We start from the raw sequence: 17,061 nt of genomic DNA, 5'->3' as shown, positions 1-17,061 counted from the left end.
CGGGGTGGTGCGGCTATTTAGGCGTGCAAAAACCCACACGGCGTCGGTAGGCGCCGCGTTACTGGGTATTTAGGGAAGTGCCGGGGTCAGACCGGCTGTAGCGTGGGCTTATCCATCGTTTGCTTGCATGGAAGCCCCCTTTGGTGAGGATGAGCTGGGCCGGTCTGTCGTGGCCGGGTCTATGTGCGAGAGGCTGGTTTTGTTGGCCGAAACGGACTGGGCGGGTAGTGGTGCGCGCAGGCCGCCCAATAAAAATGCCATCAGGCGGCTCAGCAAGGCAGGGGCGTCGAGGTCATTGACGCCGCTGAGGTTCAGGATTTGGTTGGAGCTTTCGGCCCCCATGATGGCGTAGGCGGTCGCCCCCAACATGAAGTGAAAGCGCCAGACGATTTCGGTTTCGGGAACCCCGGGCAAAGAGGCCAGCAGGGCTCTGGTGAACCGATGGGCCACGATAGAGCGTTCGGCCTCGAATAGGGCCGTGATGGCGCCATTGGGGTCGGACTGGTTGGTGCTTTGCAGGGGGATGAAGGCCCGGCGTTCGGCGCCGGCGCTGCAGGCATGCCGCACCAGGGGACCAAAATAGGCCTCTACAATGGCGGAGGGCTTCAGGGGCTGGCCATGCGCCTGGGCTTCCAGAGCATCCAGGATGGCCAGGCGCTCATCGTTCAGATCGGTCAGGCGGCGTTGAAATACCGCTTCGATCAGCGCGTCCTTCGAGCCAAAATGGTAGTTGACCGCAGACAGGTTGACCCCAGCCGCCTTGGTGATCTGGCGCATGGATGTTTTGTCGTGCCCCTGCCCGGCGAACAAGTGTTCGGCAGCATCCAGGATGGCATCGCGAGTGAGTGTGGATCGAGATAGTGTCATTTGTAGTTCAAACGTTTGTTTTAAAACTATACACAAGCCCAAAGAAAAAGGTATCCGTGTTACCCCTTAGATGCTGATGGGGCAGCGTCATTCTCTGTAATCTTTGATGGACTTAAGGCGAGGTTTTGCTCCTGTCGACGCTGGCCTTGTCGAAGAATGCGTAGATACGTGTTGGGGTTTTTCCGAGCAGAGGATACACTTTCATGGTTACATGAATCGTAATAGGGAAGCATGATGGCATCGGTGCGCTGGCTGCTGGTGATTTCAACGCTGGTCATGGCGGGAATTCTGATTGGCGTGCCTGCCGTCGGGGCGTCGCAGACCTGGCTGGTGGCGAGCGTGGCTGGTTTCTGGGCACTGTTCTTGTTGATCCTGCTGATCACGCTGCATAAGGCCAGGGTTGCAGGCTCTTTCGCCGCCAGCCCCGAGATCAAGGTCAAGCCCCCCGAAGCCACTGACAATGCCGAGCTTCTCGACGAGGTTCGAGAGCGGGTGTCGCCCACGATGGATGAGCAGATGGCGCGCATCGAGCAGCTTGAGCTTGAACTCAATCGCGACCCGGTCACGGGATTGGCCAACCGCGCATTCTTTCTCAACGAACTCAAGCGCGTCCTGCGCGATGATTCGCGGCAGGGAGCGGTCAGCGGCTATGTGCTGCTGGTGCGTCAGCGCGATATGGCGCGCCTGCAAAATCAAAGCGACCGCCAGGAGATCGATGACTGGCTGCATCTTGTGGGTACCCGGGTCACCGAGGTCCTGACTGAATATCCGCAGGCCAAGGCGCTTCCAGCCCGCCTGAATGGGGCGGACTTTGCCGTGCTGCTGCCGGTGGGTGGAGGCCCCGAGGTCATGCGCCCGATTCAGCGACTGCACGAGCTATTCGAGACCCTGAGAGTCAATCTCGATAGCCAGAATCTGTCGCGCTGGGCCTTTGCCCTGACGGACTACACCGTCCAGTGCTCCCCCAAGGAGGTCCTGACGCGGCTGGATTTGGCCCTGATGTGTGCCGAAAGCGCCGGTCACGACGAGGTCGAGTTCCTTTCCCATGCCGACCGGGAAACCGGTGAACTGCGCATGGGGGAAGCTTCCTGGCGTACGCTGATCTCCCAGGCATTGGACGAGGACCGTCTGTCTCTGGATGTGCGCCCGGTCGTCTACGAGGGTGACGACCTGACTGAGCGCCATGAGGCCACGCTGAACCTGCGCGAGGACGATAGCCTGCAACTGCCGCCCATGTCGGGCTATCTGTTCATGCCTGCCGCTGCGCGGCTGGGCCTGTCGTCGGATTGCGATATGCGTGCCTTGGCACTGGCGCTCAGTTGGCTGGGCGAGCATTCCGGTATATTGATTGTGCGGATGTCGGTGTCGTCCCTGCTGAATGTGCAGTATCTGGACGAGGTCCGTCGGATCTGCGCCTTTGCTGACCCGGAATTGCTCAGGCGTGTGGTCATCGAACTGGATGCCTATGGCCTGACGCGCCACCTGGAGGCCTTCAAGGCCTTTACGCAGGGGCTTGCTCTGGTCGGCATCCCGGTGGGCTTGCGCGGCCTCGACCAACAGCCCGATGCTTTGCGCAAGATCCATGAAATCAACGTCAGCTACGTCAAGCTCGGGGGGTCGTTCGTGCGCGAGCTGCTCTCCAGCCCCGGTGGCGTGCAAATGATGGTTGCTGTCACAGAGACTGCCATCGGCATGGGGGTGCGGGTCTATGTGGATGATGCCGATGACCAGGCCACGCGTGCCATGGTGCTGGAATACGGCGCCTTGCCGCGCCAGAGCTGATGCATAAACCCAACGCCGCTGGATGATGGCTGGGCAGTATTTGGTTTTTTATGTGCTTTAGTCTATAATCACGTTCTTGGCCTACTTGCCGGGTGCGAATTACGTGGAATCGCATGAGTCATACAGAAGATGGCACATGCATGAATGCCGCGTAAAAGCGCCAGGTCATGGTCAAACTGGTAATCTGGTTTCAGTGCAAAATCATTTGCACTAACAGGAATTTCAACCCAGAGCCTACGCGCAGCAAGGTGCGTCGGCTTGACGGGACCAAAACTGACTGCGTGGCCTTGAGTAAATGCTCTGGGGTTCGTTGTTAAGTTGGAACAGGAAAAATCATGATCCAAATGCAGACCACGCTAAACGTGGCCGACAACACAGGTGCGCGTTCAGTCATGTGCATCAAGGTGTTGGGCGGCTCGAAGCGCCGCTATGCCGCCATTGGTGACATCATCAAGGTGACCGTCAAAGAAGCGGCACCTCGCGGGCGCGTAAAAAAAGGCGAAATCTACAACGCTGTGGTGGTGCGTACCGCCAAGGGCGTGCGCCGTAAAGATGGCTCGCTGATCCGCTTTGGCGGTAATGCGGCCGTGTTGCTCAATGCCAAACTTGAGCCCATCGGTACCCGTATCTTCGGACCGGTCACGCGCGAACTGCGTACCGAAAAGTTCATGAAGATCGTGTCCCTGGCGCCCGAAGTGCTGTAAGGAGCAGATCATGCAAAACATTCGCAAAGGCGACGAAGTCATTGTCCTGACAGGCCGCGATCGCAGCCGTCGTGGCACCGTGGTGGCCCGTGTCGACGAAGATCACGTACTGGTCGAAGGCATCAATGTCGTCAAGAAGCACGCCAAGGGTAATCCCATGGCTGGCACGCCAGGCGGCATCATCGACAAGACATTGCCGATCCATATCTCTAATGTGGCTATCTACAATCCCGAAACCGGCAAGGGCGACCGCATTGGCGTCAAGGTCGTGGACGGTGCCAAGGTCCGCATTTTCCGTTCCAACGGCGCTGTCGTTGGTGCGAAGGCATAAGGGGCAATAAATGGCTCGTTTACAAGATTTCTACCGCAACAAAGTTGCCGTGGACCTGAAAGAAAAGTTCGGCTATCAGTCGATCATGCAGGTACCGCGCATCACCAAGATCACCCTGAACATGGGTGTATCCGAGGCTGTTGCCGATAAAAAGGTCATTGAGAACGCCGTTGGCGACATGACCAAGATCGCAGGCCAAAAACCCGTGATCACCAAGACCCGCAAAGCCATCGCCGGCTTCAAGATCCGCGAGGATTATCCGATCGGCTGCATGGTTACCCTGCGTGGTCAACGCATGTACGAATTCCTCGATCGTCTCATCGCCGTGGCGTTGCCGCGTGTGCGCGACTTCCGTGGTGTTTCCGGTCGTGCCTTTGATGGCCGTGGAAACTACAACATCGGTGTGAAGGAACAGATTATCTTCCCGGAAATCGAGTACGACAAGATCGATGCCGTGCGCGGGATGAACATCAGCATCACCACCACCGCAAAGACCGACGAGGAAGCCAAGGCGCTCTTGAGCGCATTCAGCTTCCCCTTCCGCAACTAAGGGGCTGACGTGGCTAAACTTTCCCTCATCAATCGCGACATCAAGCGCGCCAAACTGGCAGAGAAATTTGCCCCGAAGCGCACCGCACTGAAGGCAATCATTGCCGACCAGTCCAAATCTGACGAAGAACGCTACCAGGCTCGCCTGGCGCTGCAGGCACTGCCGCGTAACGCTAACCCCACCCGCCAGCGCAGTCGCTGCGTGGTCACGGGACGCGCCCGCGGCGTGTACAGCAAGTTCGGGCTGACCCGTCATAAACTGCGTGAAATGACCATGCGCGGCGAAGTCCCCGGCATGACCAAGGCCAGCTGGTAGGAGAATCACACATGAGCATGAGCGATCCCATCGCCGATATGCTGACCCGCGTGCGTAATGCACAAATGGTCAACAAGACGTCGGTTTCCATGCCCTCCTCGAAGCTTAAGGCTGCTATTGCAGCTGTGCTGAAGGACGAGGGCTATATTGAAGATTTCCGCGTGGCTGGCGAAACCGCCAAGCCCCAGCTGGAAATCACCTTGAAATATTATGCCGGCCGCCCGGTGATCGAACGCATCGACCGCGTTTCGCGTCCTGGCCTGCGTATCTACAAGAGCAGCACCACCATTCCTCAGGTCATGAACGGCCTGGGCGTGGCGATTGTCTCCACACCCCGTGGCGTGATGACGGACCGCAAGGCCCGTGCCAATGGCGTGGGCGGCGAAGTGCTCTGCTACGTGGCATAAGGGGGTAAAACACTATGTCACGTATCGCCAAATACCCCGTTACATTGCCCAAGGGCGTCGAAGCCAGCATCAGCGCCGGTCAGATCGTAGTCAAAGGCCCGCTGGGCACTTTGACACAGTCCCTGGACGGCAATGTGCGCATCAACCAGGAAGACGGCAACCTGAACTTTGCCGTCGCCAATGACTCTCGCGAAGCCAATGCGATGTCCGGCACCATTCGTGCGCTGGTCAACAACATGGTCACGGGCGTCAGTGCTGGTTTCGAACGTCGTCTGAACCTGGTTGGCGTGGGCTTCCGCGCTCAGGTCCAAGGCAACGAGCTGAAGCTGCAGTTGGGCTTTTCCCACGACATCCTGCACGAGATTCCTGAGGGAATCAAGATCGAGTGCCCTTCACAGACCGAGATCGTGGTCAAGGGTGCCAACAAGCAGGTCGTCGGTCAGGTGGCCGCTAACATCCGAGCCTATCGCAAACCCGAGCCCTATAAGGGCAAGGGCGTGCGCTATGCGGATGAGCGCGTCATCCTGAAGGAAACCAAGAAGAAATAAGCACGCAGGCAAGGACGAATCATGGATAAGAAACTCTCCCGTTTGCGTCGTGCTGCGGCTACCCGCCGCAAGATTCACGAACTGCGCGTGCACCGTTTGTCGGTGTACCGCACGAATCTGCACATCTACGCCAACATCATTTCGCCGGAAGGCGACCGGGTGCTCGTCAGCGCCTCCACGCTCGAGCCCGAGATCCGCAAGGAACTCGCCAGCCAGCAGGCTAACGGCGGCAACGCTGCTGCAGCTGGTCTGGTCGGTAAGCGCGTGGCCGAGAAGGCCAAGGCTGCCGGCATCGAACTCGTCGCCTTCGACCGTTCGGGCTTCCGTTACCATGGCCGCGTCAAGGCGCTGGCCGAAGCCGCGCGTGAAGCCGGCTTGAAGTTCTAAGGGAATCACATGGCTAAAGCACAAGGCAAGCACGCCGCCGAGCAGGAACGCGATGACGGCATGCGCGAAAAGATGATTGCGGTCAACCGCGTCAGCAAGGTCGTCAAAGGTGGTCGCACCATGAGCTTCGCAGCACTGACCGTGGTCGGTGATGGCGATGGTCGCATCGGCATGGGCAAGGGCAAGGCTCGCGAAGTTCCGGTCGCTGTTCAAAAGGCGATGGAACAGGCTCGTCGCGGTCTGGTCAAGGTCGCTCTGAAGAACGGCACGCTGCACCACTCCGTGGTCGGCAAGCACGGCGCCTCCACGGTGCTGATCTCGCCGGCTGCTGAAGGTACTGGCGTTATCGCCGGCGGCCCGATGCGCGCGATCTTCGAAGTCATGGGTGTGCGTAACGTCGTGGCCAAAAGCCTCGGCTCCAGCAACCCCTACAACATGGTGCGCGCCACGCTGAATGGTCTGCGCGCCTGCTCCACCCCGTCGGAAATTGCTGCCAAGCGCGGCAAGTCCGTCGAAGAGATCCTGGGGTAAGACATGGCACAGAAGCAAATCAAAGTCACGCTCGTGCGCTCTGTCATTGGCACGCATAAGTCCCACCGCGCTACCGTGCGCGGCCTGGGTCTGGGCAAGGTCAACAGCAGCCGCGTCCTGGTCGACACTCCCGAGGTGCGTGGGATGATCCGTAAAGTGGATTATCTGGTCACCGTCTCGGAAGCCTGATTAAAGGAAATCAGATGTCCGAAATTCAACTGAATACGCTCGCTCCCGCCGAAGGCTCCAAGCGCCCTCGCCGCCGCGTGGGCCGTGGTATCGGCTCCGGCCTGGGCAAGACCGGTGGCCGTGGCCACAAGGGTCAGAAATCCCGTGCCGGTGGCTTCCACAAGGTCGGCTTCGAGGGCGGTCAAATGCCGCTGCAGCGCCGCCTGCCAAAGCGTGGTTTCACCCCGCTGGGTCGTCACCTGTCGGCTGAGATCCGCCTGTCTGATCTGCAGGCTCTGCCGATCGACGAAATCGATGTGCAGGTGCTGAAGGCTGCTGGCCTGGTCGGTGATCTGGTGCGTTTCGTCAAGGTCATCAAGACCGGCGAACTCACCCGCAAGGTCACCCTGCAGGGGATCAATGCGACGGCCGGCGCTCGCGCCGCGATCGAAGCCGCCGGCGGTTCGCTGGCGTAAGGGGTAGCAGTGGCCAAAGCTCAGGCACACAAGCCCAGCGCAGGATACGGCGATCTGAAGCGCCGCATCCTGTTTCTCGTGCTGGCCATGATTGTCTATCGCATGGGGACGCACGTCCCTGTGCCAGGCATCAATCCAGACGCCTTGGCTGATTTGTTCCAGCAGAATCAGGGTGGCATTCTGGGCTTGTTCAACATGTTCTCTGGCGGGGCTCTGGAACGGTTTTCCGTGCTGGCCCTGGGGATCATGCCGTACATCTCGGCAGCCATCATCATGCAGTTGCTGGCAGTGGTGGTGCCTACCCTCGAGGCCATCAAGAAAGAAGGCCAGGCAGGGCAGCGCAAAATCACGCAGTACACCCGCTACGGCACGGTGTTTCTGGCTCTGTTCCAAGCGGTCGGCATTTCAGTCGCGCTGGAGTCTCAGCCTGGCCTGGTCATTGATCCTGGTCTGCTGTTTCGCTTCACCACGATTGTCACGCTGGTCACAGGCTCGATGTTTTTGATGTGGTTGGGCGAGCAAATCACTGAACGCGGTTTGGGCAACGGCATTTCTCTGTTAATTTTCGCAGGGATTGTGGCGGGACTGCCCGGTGCGCTGGGTGGCATGCTGGATCTCGTCCGTACGGACTCGATGTCCATCCTGTCGGTGCTGTTCATTCTGGCACTGGTGGTGGCGGTCACGTACTTCGTCGTCTATGTCGAACGCGGTCAGCGCCGAATCACGGTGAATTACGCCAAACGTCAGGTAGGCAACAAGCTTTATGGTGGGCAATCTTCCCATCTGCCGCTTAAGCTCAACATGTCGGGTGTCATTCCGCCGATCTTCGCGTCGTCCATCATTCTGCTGCCGGCTACCATCACCAGCTGGTTCTCCAGCAACCCCAACATGCGTTGGCTGGGTGACCTGGCTGCTGCGCTGTCGCCGCGTCAGCCTCTGTATGTAACGCTGTATTCCGGCTTGATCATCTTCTTCTGTTTCTTTTATACGGCCTTGGTATTCAACAGCCGCGAGACAGCCGATAATCTGAAGAAAAGTGGTGCTTTTGTTCCTGGGATTCGTCCTGGCGACCAGACTGCCCGCTACATCGATAAGATCCTGATGCGTCTGACGCTTTCAGGGGCCATCTATGTGACTTTGGTTTGTCTGTTGCCAGAACTGATGCAGATGCGCTGGAATGTTCCATTTTATTTCGGTGGTACGTCGCTGCTGATTATTGTTGTCGTCGCGATGGATTTCATGGCGCAGGCTCAGGCCTACATGATGTCTCAACAATATGATTCGTTGCTCCGGAAGGCCAACTTCAAGGGTGCGGGTCTTCCTATGCGCTAAGAAATCATGTCCAAGGACGACGTCATCCAGATGCAAGGGGAGGTCATTGAGAACCTTCCTAACGCAACGTTTCGTGTCAAGCTGGAAAACGGCCACATGGTATTGGGCCATATTTCAGGCAAGATGCGTATGCACTATATCCGGATCCTTCCGGGTGACAAGGTCACAGTGGAGCTCACGCCCTATGATCTGTCGCGCGCCAGGATAGTTTTCCGCTCCAAATAGGCGGCCGGTCAAAAACCAGGAGAATCCCATGAAGGTAATGGCATCGGTAAAGCGGATCTGCCGCAACTGCAAAATCATCAAACGTCACGGGGTGGTGCGCGTCATCTGCACCGACCCGCGTCACAAGCAACGCCAAGGCTAAGGCCGGGCATCACGGATTACACGAGGAATAGTCATGGCCCGTATTGCTGGCATTAATATCCCGCCGCACCAACACGCTGAAATCGGCTTGACGGCGATTTTCGGTATCGGACGCACACGCGCACGCAAGATCTGCGAAGCGACCGGCATCGAGTACTCAAAGAAAATCAAGGATCTGTCCGACGCAGAACTGGAAAAGGTCCGCGAACAGGTGCACTCCTTCACTGTCGAAGGTGACCTGCGTCGTGAAGTACAGCTGTCGATCAAGCGTCTGATCGACCTGGGCACCTACCGCGGCATGCGCCACAAGCGTGGCCTGCCTGTGCGTGGTCAGCGTACCCGCACCAACGCGCGTACCCGCAAGGGCCCGCGTCGTGCAGCAGCGTCCCTGAAGAAATAAAGAGGAACCAATATGGCTAAAGCACAAGCCGGCGCGTCGCGCGTCCGCAAGAAAATCAAGAAAAGCGTTTCTGACGGGATTGCACACGTCCACGCTTCCTTCAACAACACCATCATCACCATCACCGACCGCCAGGGCAATGCCCTGTCGTGGGCGACGTCCGGTGGCGCTGGCTTCAAGGGTTCGCGTAAATCGACGCCGTTTGCTGCTCAGGTGGCTGCCGAGTCCGCAGGCCGTGTGGCCCAGGAATATGGCATCAAGACGCTGGAAGTCCGCATCAAGGGCCCCGGTCCTGGCCGCGAATCTTCTGTGCGCGCCCTGAATGCCCTGGGGATCAAGATCTCCAGTATCTCGGACATCACGCCAGTGCCGCACAACGGCTGCCGTCCGCCCAAGCGTCGTCGTATCTAAGGGGAACATCTTGGCTCGTTATATTGGACCCAAATGCAAGCTTTCGCGTCGCGAAGGCACTGATCTGTTCCTGAAGAGCGCCCGCCGCTCGCTGGACTCCAAATGCAAGCTCGAATCCAAGCCCGGTCAGCATGGCCGTACTTCGGGTTCGCGCACTTCCGACTTCGGTCTGCAGCTGCGTGAAAAGCAAAAGCTGAAGCGCACGTATGGCGTGCTGGAAAAGCAATTCCGCCGCTACTTCGTGGAAGCCGAGCGTCGTCGCGGCAACACGGGTGAGACCCTGATTCAGTTGCTGGAATCCCGCCTGGACAACGTCGTGTATCGCATGGGCTTTGGCTCGACGCGTGCCGAGGCTCGCCAACTGGTGAACCACCGCGCCATCGAACTCAATGGCCATACGGCGGATATCGCCTCCATGCTGGTCAAGGCCGGCGACGTGGTGTCGATCCGCGAAAAAGCCAAGTCCCAGGTTCGCATCAAGGAATCTCTGGATCTGGCCAGCGGCAGCGGTCTGCCCCAGTGGGTCGAAGTCGACGCAAGCAAGCTCTCGGGTGTTTTCAAACAAGCCCCGGATCGTGCTGATGTCGCCCACGACATCAACGAATCCATGGTTGTGGAATTGTATTCCCGCTAATAGGTTTCGGGCGGCTTTGCGCCGCCTTCGGCTGCAGCCTGCGGGCTGCCCGAATCTCAGCCCACACCAAGCCTGGCCTTGGGTGGGCTGTGGTCTTGCCGGTTCAGTCACCGGTCTTCATCTGTACGTCAGCCTTATCGGTGTAACGAGCCGAGGGTATTGAAAAGGAATACATATGTCCGCACAAGGTTTTCTCAAGCCGCGCACCATCAATGTCGAATTGGTGGGGGTGAATCACGCCAAGGTCATCATGGAGCCCTTCGAACGGGGCTATGGTCATACCTTGGGCAATGCGCTGCGCCGCATCCTGCTGTCCTCGATGACCGGCTATGCGCCGACCGAAGTGCAGATCAGCGGTGTCGTGCACGAATACTCCACCGTGACGGGCGTGCGTGAAGACGTCGTGGACATGTTGCTGAACCTGAAAGGCGTGGTGTTCAAGCTGCATAACCGCGAAGAAGTCACGCTGCAGCTCAATAAACAGGGCCCTGGCGAAATCCGCGCCCGCGATATCGATCTGCCGCATGATGTGGAAGTCATCAATCCGGATCATCTGATCGCCACGCTGACCGATAACGGCCGCATCGAAATGCAGATCAAGGTCGAGCAAGGCCGCGGCTATGTGCCGGGCAATGTCCGTGCCCTGGTCGATGACCGTTCCGCCACTATTGGCCAGATCGTGCTGGATGCTTCTTTCAGCCCGGTGCGCCGTGTCAGCTACGCGGTGGAAAATGCCCGTGTGGAACAGCGCACCGACCTGGATAAGCTGGTTCTGGACGTTGAAACGAACGGTGTCATCAGCCCTGAAGAAGCCGTGCGCCAGTCTGCTCGTATTCTGATGGACCAGGTTTCCGTGTTCGTGTCGCTGGCCGACAAGGATGCCGGCCAACTGACCACCAGCTCCCCGATGGGCGGCCAACTGGCCCCGATCGATCCGGTGCTGTTGCGTCCGGTGGATGATCTGGAGCTGACGGTGCGTTCGGCCAACTGCCTGAAGGCCGAAAACATCTACTACATCGGCGACCTGATCCAGCGCACCGAAAACGAGTTGCTGAAGACCCCGAACCTGGGTCGCAAGTCGCTCAATGAAATCAAGGAAGTGCTGGCTGCACGCGGCTTGACCCTGGGCATGAAGCTGGAAAACTGGCCGCCCGTGGGCCTGGAACGTCCTTAATTCGACCGGCATGGGGCGGGGGCAGCTCCGCTCGTGCTAAAATCTCGCGCCTGTCCGGATTCCGGGCATGCGCTTTCAACCCACCCGGGCCGCGCCTTGTGCGATAGAAGATCCGGGTTTTAGATTCAAACAAGGAAATTATCATGCGTCATCGTAGCGGTCTTCGCAAACTGAACCGTACCAGCAGCCATCGCCTGGCCATGTTTCGCAACATGGCGGTGTCCCTGCTGACCCACGAAGCCATCAAAACCACGCTGCCCAAGGCCAAGGAATTGCGCCGCGTGGTAGAGCCCCTGATCACCCTGGGCAAGAACCCCACGCTGGCCAATCGCCGCCTGGCCTTTGCCCGTCTGCGCGACCGCGATGTGGTGACCAAGCTGTTCAACGACATCGGACCCCGCTTTGCTGCGCGCAACGGCGGCTACACGCGTGTTCTGAAAATGGGCTTTCGTCAGGGCGACAATGCTCCGATGGCCTATATGGAACTGGTGGACCGCCCCGAGGCCGATGCAGCTGCTGAATAAAGCAGGTGCAAGCCGATAGAACGCCGCACTGACCGGCTGTTCCAGGATCAAGCCCGACGCATTCGTGTGTCGGGCTTTTTTGTGTGTAAAATCAAAGGGTTTTGACCTATTGAGTTTTGATGGTGGACGCATTCGATCCCGAGGAAAAGCCCGGCGCTCTGGCTGGCCTGACGCATCAGGACAGCCAGCCCGACGACGTGGTGCTGGTCCTGAGCAACGCCCCCGATGTCATGCTGGCCAAACGCATTGCCCACATTCTGGTCGAAGAATCCCTGGTGGCGTGCGCCCAGGTGGGCAGCCCCATGACCTCCATGTACTTATGGCAAGGCAAGCTGGAAGGCAGTACGGAAATCCCATTGACGTTCAAGACCACGGCGACCCTGGTTCCCGCCCTGTATCTGCGCCTGTGCCAGCTGCATCCCTACGAAATCCCCGAATTTCTGATCCAGGGCATCGCCGCCGTCAGCCAGCCCTATCAGCAGTGGGTGCGCGGCAATGTGCGGCCTTCTGATTAGCAGCCTGGCATGTTTGATCAAGTCCTGTGTCTGCCGCTGAATAGACAGAGGAACACACGGTTGCGCCATGGGCAGGTGCGACAGATATGCTTATTGGATAGCTGATGTTGTGGATGAATAAATTTCTGGTGATCTTGGTTTCGAGCCTGGTGCTGCTCGGGCTGTTCGGACCCGCGCATGCCGAAGAAGATTTCCTGGACCCGGAAGTCGCGTTTGTGATGACCGTGGCAACACCAGACCCATTGACGCTGGATGTGCATTATCAGATTGCGCCTGGGTATTACATGTACCAAGAGCGCTTCGAGGTGCGCGTCGAAGATGCGCAGGGACAGTTGCTGCTGTTTCTGCGCTCGGCCTTGACCCCCGAGGACGTGGAAACGCGCCTGCCTGCCTGGGGTCCTCCGGTGCTGTTGCCTAAAGGCCAGGTCAAATACGACCCGACCTTCGAGCAGGACATGGAGGTTTTCCATAACGGGGTGACGGTGCGGGTGCCCTTGCAGCCAGGGGCCCCTGCGCCGCTACGGGTCAGTGTCACTGGCCAGGGCTGTTCGGATAAGGGCTTGTGCTATCCGCCCATGTCCCAGGACTTTATGTTGACGGCCGTGGCCGGAGGGTATCAGGCGGCGGGTGCGCTGGTGCGCGATCAGGTGCCGGCGCCGCAGGATGAATTATCGCAGAGCAGTGCGCAGTTGCCGACATCCGGCACAGGCTTGAACTTGCTGGCGGGAGGGGCGACTACCACTACCGCCGCTGCGCAGCTTCCGGCAGCGGCGGCGACGGACTGGCTGGATCTGGGGGACGTAGGCATGGCAGCGTGGCTGCAGCACGCCCCCTTATGGCAGATCCTGGGCTTGAGTTTTTTGCTGGGCCTGTTGTTGTCACTGACGCCATGCGTGCTGCCGATGGTGCCAATTCTGCTGGCGATTATTGCGGGCAAGAATGGTCAACAGGTCAGCCGAGGGCGTGGCCTGGGTCTGGCGGCGGTATATGTGCTGGGCATGTCACTGGTGTATACGGTGCTGGGCGTGGCTGCCGGGTTGCTGGGCGCGGGGCTGGCGGCGTGGTTGCAGTCGCCCTGGGTGCTGGGCAGTTTCGCCGTGTTGCTGGCGCTGTTCGCGCTGGCCATGCTGGATGTATTCACCATTCAAGCCCCTGTGGGTATGCAGTCGCGCCTGCTGAATTGGCAGCAGGCCTTGCCGGGCGGGCAGATCGGCGGGGTGTTCCTGATGGGGATGTTGTCAGCCCTGATCGTTGGGCCGTGCGTGGCTGCGCCGCTGGCGGGGGTGCTGCTGTTCATCTCCCAGACGGGAGATGTTGTGATCGGGGCCAGCGCACTTTTTGCCCTGGCCTGGGGCGAGGGCCTGCTGCTGCTGCTGGTCGGCGTTGGCGCGGGTGTTCTGTTGCCACGCGCGGGTGCCTGGATGGGAGCGCTCAAGTCTATTTTCGGCGTGCTGCTGCTGGCCACTGCCTGGTGGATGGCCCAGCCGCTGTTGGGCTTTGTGCTGGCGGTAACGGGTTGGATCGTGCTGGCCTTCTGGGCTGCCCTGATGATCTGGGGGGCCAGTATGACGGCAGCGGCTGGCCAAGCGGGGCCGATGCGCTTGCTGGTTCGAGCGCTGGCGCTGCTGCTGGCCCTGTGGGGGCTGGCCCAAGGGGCTGGCTTGCTGGCTGGTGGGCGCGATATGTTTCGCCCGTTGGGCCCGTTCAGTGGGGGCCAGGTCACTGCGGCAGGGCTTGATGTGACTGCTGTTGCCCGGTCCGAATTCGTGCGTGTGGTGTCTTTGGCGGATCTGGATGCCCGCTTGCAGGCCACGGATCGTCCGGTGATGCTGGATTTCTACGCCGATTGGTGTGTGTCGTGCCTGGAAATGGAAAAATTCACATTCAGTGATGCGCGCGTGGCCCAGCGCATGGGGCAGATGTTGCTGCTGCAGGCGGATGTGACCCGCATGACGGCAGACGATAAGGCCCTGCTGGCCAGATTCAATTTGTTTGGCCCGCCCGGCATTGTGTTTTTCGACCGTCAAGGTCAGTTACTGCCCCAGGCGCGGGTGGTGGGCTTCAAAAAGGCCGATGCCTTTTTGGCCGTGCAGGATCAGGTGCTGGCTGGTCAGGGGTAGCTGGCCAGCCGGGTGCCAAATCAGGGCTGGGCCTTGTCGTCGGTCTGGGTGACCGCCTGCGCCTGATCGGCGGGGTCGGCTTCCTGGGGTTGGCGTTTTTCGATGAAGACGGCTGCCAGGATGCCCAGTTCGTACAGCAGGCACAGCGGTGCGGCCAGCAGGATCTGGCTGAGGACGTCGGGCGGGGTGACGATGGCCGCCAGGATAAAGGCGCCGACGACGACATAGCCGCGGATTTCACGCAGTTTCTTGACGGTGACCATGCCGGTTTTCACCAGCAGAATGACTGCGACCGGAACTTCGAAAGTGACCCCGAAAGCCAGGAACATGGTCATGACGAAATTGACGTAGGCCTCGATGTCAGGGGCTGGCGTGATGGATTCAGGAGAAAACCCGGCAATGAAGCTGAATACCGTGTGGAACACGACGAAGTAGCAAAATGCCATGCCCAGCAAAAACAGGAATGTGCTGGAAACGATCAGGGGCAGGGCCAGGCGCTGTTCGTGGCGGTACAGGCCAGGGGCCACAAAGGCCCAGGTCTGGTACAGCACGACCGGCAGGCCCAGCACAAAGGCCGCCAGCAAGGTGACCTTGATGGGCACCATGAACGGCGTAATCACCCCGGTGGCGATCATGCGGGTGCCGGCAGGCAGCGAAGCCAGCATGGGCTGTGCCAGCGCATCATAGATGGCGGATGGACCCGGATACAGAAACAGCACCACAAAAATTCCCAGCACGACGCCGACGACCTTGAGCAGGCGGTTGCGCAGCTCCATCAGGTGGGAGATGAAGGAGTCCTGGGAGGAGGCGTCAGATGCGTCAGTCATGCGGTGCGTCAGTGGCTGGATTCAGTGGGGGTGGGCTGGCGGACAGGCTGAGTGACGTCCGGGACGGTGATTGCTGGTGCTGCAGTCGCCGCAGAGTCTGGTGTCGCAGGCGTGCCCGGGATCGGGTTGGCGGCGGGTTTTTCAGCGGCATTGCTGTCCGCCACAGGTGCAGTGCTGTCGGAGCCGGGGGCAACGGCGCTGATGTCCAGGGCCTGGCGGGCTTCGGCGAGGGAGTCCTTCAAGGCCTGGGTGGGCTGAGTGACGGCTGCCTTCAGATCGTCGACCGAACTGGACATCGAGGACTGTACCGAGCGGGCAGCGTCCTCCATTTGGTGTTTGATATCACCGATTTCCTTTATGTCGATTTCTTTTTGGATATCGGTTTTGACTTCATTGACATAGCGCTGGGCACGACCCAGCAGGTGGCCGATGGTGCGGGCGACCTTGGGTAGGCGTTCGGGGCCAATGACGATCAGCGCGATCACGCCGATCAGCATCAGCTCGGTGAAACTGACATCAAACATGGAGATCCCGGTTTAGATGGCGATCATCAGATATCGGATTTTTCGCGGGCCTGGACGTCCACGGTATTGGCATCCTGGACCTTTTGGGTGACGGATGGTTTGGCGTCGGGGGTGTCGTCCTGGGCTTCTTTCATGCCCTTTTTGAAGCCCTTGACGGCGCCGCCGAGATCTTCGCCCATATTACGCAGTTTTTTGGTGCCAAAGACCAGGGCAACGATGACCAGGACGATTAGCCAGTGCCAGATGCTGAAACTACCCATGAGAGCTCCTTAGGCGGCAGGTGCCGCGCGATTAGACCAGGGGCGTGTGCCACCCAGGATATGAAAATGTAGGTGATGGATTTCCTGGCCGCCTTCGGTGCCGGTATTGGCCACCAGCCGAAAGCCGCCTTCAGGCAGGGGATGGCAGCCGTTATCAGCCGCCAAACCAGGGACCAGCTGCAGCATGCGGCCCAACCACGCATGATCAGCCGGGGTGATGTCGGCCAATGAGGCGATGTGATGCTTTGGGATGAGCAGCAGGTGTACTGGAGCAGCCGGATTGATATCGTGGAAGGCCAGAAATTCTTCGTCCTCGTGCACGATTTTAGCGGGGATTTCGTGCCGGGCGATTTTACAGAACAGACAATCGTGACTCATGGGGACAATGACTACGTGGGGCCGGACATCGGCCCGTTCAGTCCCGTATGTTGCCACATTTTGTTGGAGGCCGTGCTGAGGGCGTGAGGATTTGGTCCTGGCTTCGGGTATGTCCTAGGCCTTGCGCTGGATAAATGGGTGCGTACGTCAGGATTTTGGGCGGGCAGCCTTTTCAGTCAGGCCCGAGAGGCCCTCACGGCGGGCGAGTTCGGCCAGCACGTCTTCAGGGCGTAGGTTGTAGTGGGTCAGGGCGACCAGGCAATGGAACCAGAGGTCGGCGGTCTCGGCCACGATGCGGTCTGCTTGTCCGTCTTTGGCGGCCATGACGAGTTCGGTGGCTTCTTCGCCGATTTTCTTCAGAAAGGCGTCCGGGCCACGGGCGAGGAGCTTGGCGGTATAGGAGGTGGCCGGGTCGCCGCCATGGTCTGGGCGGCGGGCCGCCAGTGTGTCAGCCAGGCGGGTCAGGATGTCGGAGGGAGCTGAATTCAGGGTGGTGGACATGGCAGAGATAAGGTAAGAGCGCCTGTGCA

At 59.4% G+C, this 17,061-nt stretch carries 27 protein-coding genes; 21 read left to right on the top strand and 6 right to left on the bottom strand.

What is annotated here, in order from left to right:
- Positions 1-108: 108 nt before the first annotated feature.
- Positions 109-867, bottom strand: coding sequence for a TetR/AcrR family transcriptional regulator (locus VDP81_RS07440; RefSeq protein WP_322995749.1), 759 nt, complete (start codon positions 865-867; stop codon positions 109-111).
- A 231-nt stretch (positions 868-1,098) separates the two neighbouring features.
- On the opposite strand from VDP81_RS07440, the gene VDP81_RS07435 reads away from it, so the two are divergent.
- The 21 genes from VDP81_RS07435 to dsbD all read left to right on the top strand — a co-directional run bounded on the left by VDP81_RS07435 (position 1,099) and on the right by dsbD (position 14,542).
- On the top strand, positions 1,099-2,649 hold the full coding sequence (locus tag VDP81_RS07435; RefSeq protein ID WP_322995748.1) for an EAL domain-containing protein: 1,551 nt from the start codon (positions 1,099-1,101) through the stop codon (positions 2,647-2,649).
- Positions 2,650-2,984: 335 nt separating this feature from the next.
- A complete protein-coding gene (gene rplN / locus VDP81_RS07430; RefSeq protein ID WP_322995747.1) occupies positions 2,985-3,353 on the top strand; it encodes a 50S ribosomal protein L14 in 369 nt (122 codons plus the stop codon).
- Positions 3,354-3,363: 10 nt separating this feature from the next.
- A complete protein-coding gene (gene rplX, locus VDP81_RS07425; protein WP_322995746.1) occupies positions 3,364-3,684 on the top strand; it encodes a 50S ribosomal protein L24 in 321 nt (106 codons plus the stop codon).
- Between the two features lie 10 nt (positions 3,685-3,694).
- Positions 3,695-4,234 (top strand): 50S ribosomal protein L5, encoded by a 540-nt coding sequence (rplE, locus tag VDP81_RS07420; RefSeq protein ID WP_322995745.1) that lies wholly within the window; start codon positions 3,695-3,697, stop codon positions 4,232-4,234.
- Positions 4,235-4,243: 9 nt separating this feature from the next.
- A complete protein-coding gene (gene rpsN, locus VDP81_RS07415) occupies positions 4,244-4,549 on the top strand; it encodes a 30S ribosomal protein S14 (protein WP_322995744.1) in 306 nt (101 codons plus the stop codon).
- Between the two features lie 11 nt (positions 4,550-4,560).
- Entirely contained in the window at positions 4,561-4,956 is a 396-nt protein-coding gene (rpsH, locus tag VDP81_RS07410) for a 30S ribosomal protein S8 (RefSeq protein ID WP_322995743.1), read from the top strand.
- 14 nt (positions 4,957-4,970) lie between these two features.
- The gene (gene rplF, locus VDP81_RS07405; protein WP_322995742.1) at positions 4,971-5,504 is read left to right on the top strand and encodes a 50S ribosomal protein L6; all 534 of its coding nucleotides are present in this window, start codon (positions 4,971-4,973) and stop codon (positions 5,502-5,504) included.
- 21 nt (positions 5,505-5,525) lie between these two features.
- Positions 5,526-5,891 (top strand): 50S ribosomal protein L18, encoded by a 366-nt coding sequence (gene rplR / locus VDP81_RS07400; protein ID WP_322995741.1) that lies wholly within the window; start codon positions 5,526-5,528, stop codon positions 5,889-5,891.
- 9 nt (positions 5,892-5,900) lie between these two features.
- Positions 5,901-6,422 (top strand): 30S ribosomal protein S5, encoded by a 522-nt coding sequence (rpsE, locus tag VDP81_RS07395; RefSeq protein ID WP_323011947.1) that lies wholly within the window; start codon positions 5,901-5,903, stop codon positions 6,420-6,422.
- A gap of 3 nt (positions 6,423-6,425) precedes the next feature.
- The gene (gene rpmD, locus VDP81_RS07390; protein ID WP_043678932.1) at positions 6,426-6,611 is read left to right on the top strand and encodes a 50S ribosomal protein L30; all 186 of its coding nucleotides are present in this window, start codon (positions 6,426-6,428) and stop codon (positions 6,609-6,611) included.
- 14 nt (positions 6,612-6,625) lie between these two features.
- Positions 6,626-7,066, top strand: coding sequence for a 50S ribosomal protein L15 (gene rplO / locus VDP81_RS07385; protein ID WP_323011946.1), 441 nt, complete (start codon positions 6,626-6,628; stop codon positions 7,064-7,066).
- 9 nt (positions 7,067-7,075) lie between these two features.
- Positions 7,076-8,398, top strand: a complete 1,323-nt coding sequence (gene secY / locus VDP81_RS07380; protein ID WP_322995737.1) for a preprotein translocase subunit SecY — start codon at positions 7,076-7,078, stop codon at positions 8,396-8,398.
- 6 nt (positions 8,399-8,404) lie between these two features.
- Positions 8,405-8,623 carry a translation initiation factor IF-1 gene (infA, locus tag VDP81_RS07375; RefSeq protein ID WP_043678924.1) on the top strand — a complete coding sequence of 73 codons (219 nt, stop codon included), beginning with the start codon at positions 8,405-8,407 and terminating at the stop codon, positions 8,621-8,623.
- Between the two features lie 28 nt (positions 8,624-8,651).
- Complete coding sequence (rpmJ, locus tag VDP81_RS07370; protein WP_003805360.1) at positions 8,652-8,765, top strand: 50S ribosomal protein L36; 114 nt, start codon at positions 8,652-8,654, stop codon at positions 8,763-8,765.
- Between the two features lie 33 nt (positions 8,766-8,798).
- Positions 8,799-9,164, top strand: a complete 366-nt coding sequence (rpsM, locus tag VDP81_RS07365; RefSeq protein WP_322995736.1) for a 30S ribosomal protein S13 — start codon at positions 8,799-8,801, stop codon at positions 9,162-9,164.
- A 12-nt stretch (positions 9,165-9,176) separates the two neighbouring features.
- Complete coding sequence (gene rpsK, locus VDP81_RS07360; RefSeq protein ID WP_322995735.1) at positions 9,177-9,575, top strand: 30S ribosomal protein S11; 399 nt, start codon at positions 9,177-9,179, stop codon at positions 9,573-9,575.
- A 10-nt stretch (positions 9,576-9,585) separates the two neighbouring features.
- Positions 9,586-10,209 (top strand): 30S ribosomal protein S4, encoded by a 624-nt coding sequence (gene rpsD / locus VDP81_RS07355; RefSeq protein ID WP_322995734.1) that lies wholly within the window; start codon positions 9,586-9,588, stop codon positions 10,207-10,209.
- Positions 10,210-10,384: 175 nt separating this feature from the next.
- On the top strand, positions 10,385-11,383 hold the full coding sequence (locus VDP81_RS07350) for a DNA-directed RNA polymerase subunit alpha (RefSeq protein WP_322995733.1): 999 nt from the start codon (positions 10,385-10,387) through the stop codon (positions 11,381-11,383).
- Between the two features lie 143 nt (positions 11,384-11,526).
- Positions 11,527-11,907 (top strand): 50S ribosomal protein L17, encoded by a 381-nt coding sequence (rplQ, locus tag VDP81_RS07345; protein ID WP_323011945.1) that lies wholly within the window; start codon positions 11,527-11,529, stop codon positions 11,905-11,907.
- A 119-nt stretch (positions 11,908-12,026) separates the two neighbouring features.
- On the top strand, positions 12,027-12,422 hold the full coding sequence (cutA, locus tag VDP81_RS07340) for a divalent-cation tolerance protein CutA (RefSeq protein WP_322995731.1): 396 nt from the start codon (positions 12,027-12,029) through the stop codon (positions 12,420-12,422).
- 113 nt (positions 12,423-12,535) lie between these two features.
- Entirely contained in the window at positions 12,536-14,542 is a 2,007-nt protein-coding gene (dsbD, locus tag VDP81_RS07335; protein ID WP_323011944.1) for a protein-disulfide reductase DsbD, read from the top strand.
- A gap of 20 nt (positions 14,543-14,562) precedes the next feature.
- Here dsbD and tatC read toward each other — a convergent pair whose 3' ends face one another.
- The 5 genes from tatC to VDP81_RS07310 form a co-directional block, all read right to left on the bottom strand.
- Positions 14,563-15,369, bottom strand: a complete 807-nt coding sequence (tatC, locus tag VDP81_RS07330; RefSeq protein ID WP_322995729.1) for a twin-arginine translocase subunit TatC — start codon at positions 15,367-15,369, stop codon at positions 14,563-14,565.
- An 8-nt stretch (positions 15,370-15,377) separates the two neighbouring features.
- Positions 15,378-15,893: a Sec-independent protein translocase protein TatB gene (tatB, locus tag VDP81_RS07325; protein ID WP_323011943.1), complete on the bottom strand. Its 516-nt coding sequence runs from the start codon at positions 15,891-15,893 to the stop codon at positions 15,378-15,380.
- A 26-nt stretch (positions 15,894-15,919) separates the two neighbouring features.
- Positions 15,920-16,153 carry a Sec-independent protein translocase subunit TatA gene (gene tatA, locus VDP81_RS07320; RefSeq protein ID WP_322995727.1) on the bottom strand — a complete coding sequence of 78 codons (234 nt, stop codon included), beginning with the start codon at positions 16,151-16,153 and terminating at the stop codon, positions 15,920-15,922.
- 9 nt (positions 16,154-16,162) lie between these two features.
- Positions 16,163-16,531, bottom strand: coding sequence for a histidine triad nucleotide-binding protein (locus tag VDP81_RS07315; protein WP_322995726.1), 369 nt, complete (start codon positions 16,529-16,531; stop codon positions 16,163-16,165).
- A 147-nt stretch (positions 16,532-16,678) separates the two neighbouring features.
- Positions 16,679-17,032 carry a phosphoribosyl-ATP diphosphatase gene (locus VDP81_RS07310; protein WP_322995725.1) on the bottom strand — a complete coding sequence of 118 codons (354 nt, stop codon included), beginning with the start codon at positions 17,030-17,032 and terminating at the stop codon, positions 16,679-16,681.
- Between the last annotated feature and the right edge of the window lie 29 nt (positions 17,033-17,061).

Source organism: Castellaniella sp., from assembly GCF_034675845.1.
GTDB lineage: Bacteria > Pseudomonadota > Gammaproteobacteria > Burkholderiales > Burkholderiaceae_B > Castellaniella.
Note: the sequence above shows the minus strand (reverse complement) of the source record. Positions and strands in the feature narration are given on the sequence as shown.